The 6893-nt window shown below is 53.6% G+C and carries 5 protein-coding genes and 1 tRNA gene; all 6 read left to right on the top strand.

Annotation, left to right across the window (positions count from 1 at the left end; translation table 11 throughout):
- Positions 1-179: 179 nt before the first annotated feature.
- The gene (locus VIL80_RS00830) at positions 180-1406 is read left to right on the top strand and encodes an RtcB family protein (RefSeq protein WP_332034271.1); all 1227 of its coding nucleotides are present in this window, start codon (positions 180-182) and stop codon (positions 1404-1406) included.
- A gap of 4 nt (positions 1407-1410) precedes the next feature.
- Positions 1411-2451 (top strand): RNA 3'-terminal phosphate cyclase, encoded by a 1041-nt coding sequence (rtcA, locus tag VIL80_RS00825; RefSeq protein WP_332034270.1) that lies wholly within the window; start codon positions 1411-1413, stop codon positions 2449-2451.
- A 186-nt stretch (positions 2452-2637) separates the two neighbouring features.
- A tRNA-OTHER gene (locus VIL80_RS00820) sits at positions 2638-2709 on the top strand.
- A gap of 347 nt (positions 2710-3056) precedes the next feature.
- A complete protein-coding gene (locus VIL80_RS00815) occupies positions 3057-4214 on the top strand; it encodes a slipin family protein (RefSeq protein WP_332034269.1) in 1158 nt (385 codons plus the stop codon).
- Between the two features lie 205 nt (positions 4215-4419).
- Complete coding sequence (locus VIL80_RS00810; protein ID WP_332034268.1) at positions 4420-5127, top strand: pirin family protein; 708 nt, start codon at positions 4420-4422, stop codon at positions 5125-5127.
- Positions 5128-5319: 192 nt separating this feature from the next.
- The coding region (locus tag VIL80_RS00805; RefSeq protein WP_332034267.1) for a vWA domain-containing protein at positions 5320-6893 on the top strand (1574 nt) is incomplete at its 3' end.

Raw genomic sequence — 6893 nt, 5'->3', positions numbered from 1 at the left:
TTTGTCGTGGCAAGTATGAGAAATTCCCGGAGAAATCCCGTGAGTAAAAATATAAATTGTTAAAAATCAATAAGTTAAAATTGAATTTTGGCTTCGGGCAAAAGTTGGCACTTTACTGGCAATACGTGGGGCACAGAGTTGAAAACATCGGTGTATATCCGGTTAAAAGGAACGTAACAGTGACTCAGCGAACGTATGAAGTAATGCAGGACGGCGGCGTACCGATCAAGTCCTGGACGGTTGGTGTGCCATTTGAGGCGGAAGCTAAAGAACAGCTGAAAAATATCTCCCGTATGCCGTTCATCCACCAGTGGGTCGCCGCGATGCCCGATGTCCACCTGGGAAAGGGGGCCACTATCGGCAGTGTGGTGCCAACACTCGGCGCAGTGATACCTGCCGCCGTCGGTGTGGATATCGGCTGTGGAATGATGGCAGTGTGCACAAGTCTGAAGGCCTCACAGTTGCCGGATGACTTGGGGGCCGTGCGCTCGGCGATTGAGCGTGCCATTCCCCATGGCCGCTCGGCGCGTGCTCGTGGGGGGCGAGATAAAGGTGCCTGGTGCGATGTACCAAAGGATGTGCAGTCCGCCTGGGCACCTTTGGCAGTGCAGTTTGATGTGCTCCAGGACAAACACCCGGTACTTCGAAAAACCAACAATCTCAATCACCTTGGAACGCTGGGTACCGGGAACCACTTTATTGAAATGTGTCTCGATGAGCACGGTAGCGTATGGCTAATGCTGCACAGCGGCTCCCGTGGTGTCGGTAACCGTATCGGTAATCACTTTATTGAGATGGCGAAACGGGATATGGAGCGGTGGCACATCCACTTGCCGGATTCCGACCTCGCTTATCTGCCCGAGGGAACCGAGCATTTTGACCAGTACATTGAGGCGGTCGAATGGGCGCAGAATTATGCGCGTATAAACCGAGAGGTCATGATGGCCCGTGCCATTGGCGCCGTAAAAACTGCTTTGAAAATGGACTTCGAAGCGCGTACCGAAGCGGTGAACTGTCACCACAATTATGTGTCGCGCGAGCACCACTTTGGAAAAGATGTTCTCGTCACGCGCAAAGGTGCGGTTCGGGCGGGGCTGGGTGAGATGGGTATTATTCCGGGCAGCATGGGGGCGCGCTCATTCATTGTTCGTGGCCTGGGTAATGCGGAAAGCTTCTGTAGCTGTAGCCATGGTGCGGGGCGAGTAATGTCACGCACAAAGGCAAAGCAACTGGTGTCGCTTGAAGAGCACCGCCTTGCGACGGCGGATGTCGAGTGCAGGAAAGATGCTGGTGTTATTGATGAGACGCCTGCTGCATACAAGCCCATCGAAATGGTAATGGCGGCGCAAAAAGACCTCGTGGAAATTGTCTACACCCTTAAGCAGGTGGTGTGCGTAAAAGGATAGGAAAATGCACGTAGTGGACGGATCACAGGGTGAGGGTGGTGGACAGATTTTTCGGTCCGCCTTGACCCTGTCGATGTGCCGGCAAATACCGGTGCATATAAAAAACATACGTGCCGGTCGCAGCAAGCCGGGATTGTTGCGTCAACACCTCGTTTGCCTAAGGGCGAGCCAGGCCATAAGCGATGCCAGGATTTCCGGTGATGAACTGGGATCGACCGAGGTGATTTTTCAGCCCGGCAAGGTCAACTCCGGTGAATACCATTTCGCCATAGGTTCGGCCGGTAGTACCACTCTGGTGTTCCAGACGATTCTATTGCCGCTGTTACTTGCGGAAGGGACCAGCGAACTTAGTCTCGAAGGTGGTACTCACAACGCGTATGCGCCCAGCTTCGACTTCCTGGAACAGACGTTGCTGCCGGTATTGGCAAAAATGGGACTCCGGGTAGATGTGGCGCTGGAGCGATACGGTTTCTACCCGGCGGGCGGAGGCCGATGGCGCGCGCGGATTTTTCCGGCGAATAACCCGCAGTCACTGGAACTTACGGAGCGAGGTCGCTTACTCAAAACCGAGGCGATGGTGACGTCGTCGCAGTTGCCCAGACATATCGGTGACCGCGAGTTAAGGCAGGTAAAGAAAAAATGCCATTGGCCGGACGAAAACCTTGTTTACCGAAATGTGGAATCGGTTGGTCCCGGGAATTTGGTTTCTTTACGCGTTTGCACTGAACACATCACAGAAATGTTCGAAGTTGCCGGAGAAAAGGGGCTTACTGCGGAAAGGGTTGCCGGGCGCGCGATTAAACAGCTGAGCCGCTATCTGGAATCCGGTGTGCCTGTCGGAGAGCATTTGGCGGACCAACTCTTGCTACCTATGGTGCTTGGCAAGGGAGGGCGGTTTTCCACCGTTGAGCCGAGCCAGCATTTGTTGACGAATATCAGCATTCTTCGCCAGCTCACCGGTACTGAAATTGAAATTAAAAACACAGGCAATCGCGTGTGGGTCGTTGAAGTGCAAAGTTGTGAAAATCCGGCACATGTTCGCTGATTTAAAGTTCTAGCAAGACTGTCCACAGGGCGTGGGCAGGAGAGAAAAATGCTCGTCATTCGCAGTATGTGGATGACGACAAAGAGGTTTGGGATTGTTGTTCGTTCAGCGGTGCTGGTTCTGTATGCCAGCCTGGCGCAATAGCTTTTAGCTGCTTGTGTACCGAGCGGAAAATAGCCTGAACATTGCTTTGTAGCTCAGGTGGTAGAGCAGTCGACGGCTGTCGACATGTCGCAGGTTCAATTCCTGCCAAAGTAACGTCGTGCGGAATGCGACTTTCTAGGTAAAGGCGAAAGCCCGGGGTTCGAATCCCCAAAGGGTTTAGGCCCTATTTCGTTCCAAGAGGCCCATTTGCACTGTTGCTCGGTCGTAATGCCCGCTTTCGGGTGGACAAGTGGTCGTGTAGCAGTGTGCCGGACGTTTAGATGTCGATGGTGTGCAATTTTGCATGTCGCTCGGCCAAGTTGGATTCGCGGTAAGGGGATGTTGAAATTTTTGGCAGCCCTTTACCCGCCGGTTCGACCAATAGTCGAGTGACCTGCTTGGTTCTATCTATTGCCCTCGATTCGCTCGGGTGGGCCTCGTCCCAATTTAAGGAGGATTGTATGTTGATATGGAAGTGCATAGACATAGCAGACACGGAGCGTGCGTTGCTGTTTCGTAGAAACAATTTCGTTCGTGTCCTCGAGCCAGGACGTCATCGGGTTTTTGCGTTAATGGGCGAGATTCGCGTCGAGCTTTACGATGTCAGTAAAGTTTTGTTCAAGCGTAGTAACGCCAAATTTTTTCTCAAGACTTACAGGGAAGAGTTTGCTGATTACGTCGAAACCTATGAGCTGCGTGATACTGAGGTGGGACTACTGTATCGCGATGATCATCTGGCGGACGTAATTGCCCCCGGGGCATTCATTTCTGTCTGGAAGGGCATTGAGCAGGTCAGGATCGAAATAGTCGATGTTGGCGAGGAATATGTCGTCGATGAAAAACTCGTCGCACTTCTGCGAGGCAATTCATTCCTGGATCATAGCGTCTCGGCAACTGCGTTGATCAACGTCGTCGAGGTGCCCGAGGAGAGTGTCGGACTTGTGACTGTCAATGGAAGGCTGCAGCAGCAGCTGACGCCGGGCAGTTACGGTTTTTGGACAAGCCATAGAACGGTAAATGTAAAAATAATCGACCTCAAGCTGCAGACGGTAGAGGTCAGCGGTCAGGAAATACTGACCAAAGACAAGGTAAGCCTGCGGATCAACCTGAGTTCGAGTTACCGGGTATTGGAGCCTCAAAAAGCGGTACTGAAACTCGGTGACTATACCGCGTTTGTTTATCGCGAACTTCAGCTGGGCCTGCGTGAGGTAGTGGGCACTCAAAGCCTTGATGGCATTCTGGAAGACAAGGATAGTCTCAACCTGGGTATTTCTGCGGGTGTTCGCGAGAAACTGGCTCAATACGGGATAGAAGTGGTTACCGTCGGGGTGAAAGACATCATTTTACCTGGTGATATGAAGCAGATCCTCAATCAGGTTATGGAAGCGCAAAAGGAGTCTGAAGCTAACCTGATCAAGCGGCGTGAGGAAACCCATGCAATGCGATCACTGCACAATACCGCGAAAATGATGGAAAACAACCCGGTATTGATGAGGCTGAAAGAACTTGAAGCGCTTGAGAGGGTGACCGCCCGGATTGATAAAATATCGGTGTACGGCGGTTTGGATGGTGTATTGAATGACCTGGTCAAACTAAAGCCAATTAACCCTGCGCCTTAGCGAGCCCGTCCGTATGGACGGGCTCTTGTTCGCCGCCATTGATACCGGTGTACCCAGCGGTCACATAGGCCGTCAGAAATGAATCACCTTCCAGTTGACGCGGCATGTCTCGCTTTGTCGAATGATTTATCCCACTAAATTCGATTTTTTCCCCTCGTCACCCCTCGTATAGTGGCGCCATCCAAACACTAGCGAGGACGGCAACATGCTCTATCTACGGCGCGCCGACGAGCGCGGCAGGGCAAACTTCGGCTGGCTCGATTCCCGTCATACCTTTTCATTTGGTCACTATTACGACCAGAAGCATATGGGGATTTCCGCGCTGCGGGTGATCAACGACGATACCGTTGCCCCCGGTGCCGGCTTTGGCACCCACGGCCACAGGGATATGGAAATCATTTCCTATGTGCTTGCGGGTGCCATTGAGCACGAAGACAGTATGGGCAACCAGTTTGTGGTGCCCGCCGGTGAGGTGCAGCGCATGACTGCGGGAACCGGGATTACTCACTCCGAGTACAACCACTCAAAGACCGAGCCACTAAAATTCCTGCAAATCTGGATTATCCCCAACCAGCGCAACCTGCCACCGGGCTACGAACAGAAAGCGATTGTACAGAACGGCAACCTGACCCCGCTGGTGACGCCGGACGGTCGCGACGGATCATTGACCGTGCATCAGGATGTAAGCCTCTACCGGGTGCAGTTGCCTACCGGTGATACCCAGGCACTGGAAACGACAGATGGGGTTGGCTACCTGCATATCATCGAGGGCGAGGTGTACGCCAATGGCACCGCGCTGGGCGCTGGTGATGGCCTCGGTACCATCGACGAGCCGTTAACCCTGCGCGCAGGAGACAAGGGTGTGACCGCACTCTGGTTTGAGCTGCCGCGTCGGGTGGAACAGCGCGGCTAATGCCCTCACTTGGGAGCTATCGCGCCGATAAATAGCGGTGTAATTCGACCAGGGGATTGCCATTCGTCGATACTTTGTGGTTAAACAGGGCTCCTGAAGCATCCATGGTGGTCTACCCGCTGCAGGCTTCCCGTATTGGTGGGAAGCCGCCGCCTTTTGGTTATGCATTCAATAAATATAAGAAGGACCTGTATGAACCGTCATTTGCCTGTTTTTGCCGCTTTTACTCTATTCGTCGCTGCTTGTAGTTCCTATGATTCCGACGATTCGGCGTCCCAGTCGGCGGACATCAAGGTCATGGAAGAGGTGCATGTCAGTAGCGCCAGAATGCGGAGGCCGGAACTGGCAGAGCCCGTGATCGAACCCGGTCGCGTCATTACGACCAGTCCCGAACCAGAGCGGGAAAAATACCAGGAGCTGAAGCAGCGACAGGTAAAGCTTGTTCGCGAAGAGCCGGTTTCCACATTTGCACTGGATGTCGATACCGGCGGTTACAGCAATGTGCGCCGTATTCTGAGCGCGGGTCAGCTACCTCCCACGGACGCGGTTCGTGTGGAAGAGTTGATTAACTACTTCAACTACGATTTCGCCACCTCCAAAAAGCTCGACCAGTACACTGAAGAAAAGGATTTTTCCGTGCATTTTGGTCTATCTATGGCGCCCTGGGATAAGGAGCGCACCCTGTTTTCTATCGGTATCAAGGCGCGAGACCTGCCTATGGCCGAAGTGCCGCCGGTGAATCTGGTCTTCCTGATCGACACTTCAGGCTCAATGGCCCAGCCGAACAAGTTGCCGCTGCTGCAGCAGGCCTATCGACTACTGGCAAAACAACTGCGGGCGCAAGACTCCGTCAGTATCGTGACCTATGCCGGGAGTGCAGGTATTGTTCTTGAGCCCACACCTGGCGACCAGAAAGCGAAGATTCTGCAGGCCATCGGCCGCCTGCAGGCCGGAGGTTCTACCAATGGCGCTGGCGGTATTGAACTCGCCTATAGCGTGGCGAATCAGGCGTACAAGAAAGGTGGGGTAAACCGCATTCTTCTGGCCACCGATGGCGACTTCAACGTGGGTATCAGTGATGTTGATACCCTGAAACAGCGCATCGAGCGCGGCCGTAAAAGCGGTGTGCAGTTCAGCACCCTCGGTTTTGGTATGGGCAACTACCACGAGGAGCTGGTCGAGCAGATTTCCAATGTAGGTGATGGCAGTTATGCCTATATCGATACCATCTACGAAGCCAATCGCGTACTGGTGGAACAGCTGGCAGGGACCCTGTTTACCGTCGCCAAAGATGCGAAGGTGCAGGTGGAATTCAACCCGGCGCAGGTATTGGAATATCGCTTGCTTGGCTATGAAAATCGCCGTCTCAACCGCGAGGATTTCAACAACGACGCCAAGGACTCCGGAGATATAGGCGCTGGTCATTCGGTGGTTGCGCTCTACGAACTGACACTTGCGGACGACACTCCGCGTATCGATCCACTGCGCTATGGCGATAGCTCGCCGCAGGCACAGCAGGATTCACAGGAGAGTGAGTTTGCCACGGTCAAGGTGCGTTACAAAAAGCCTGGCCAGGGAAGCAGTTCGCTGGAGGAATGGAACTTGCAGCCACAAATGGCGTCATTGGACCAGGCCTCTCCAGATCTGCGTTTTGCCACCGCGGTAGCCGGGTTTGGCTTGCTGCTGAAAAATGAGCCGCTCAGCAACTTTGGCTATGACGAGGTGGTGGCAATCGCCCAGATGGCCCGTGGCGAGGATATCAATGG

It is taken from the genome of Microbulbifer sp. (assembly GCF_036563125.1).
Lineage (GTDB): Bacteria > Pseudomonadota > Gammaproteobacteria > Pseudomonadales > Cellvibrionaceae > Microbulbifer.
This window is presented reverse-complemented; position numbering and strand designations above follow the sequence as displayed.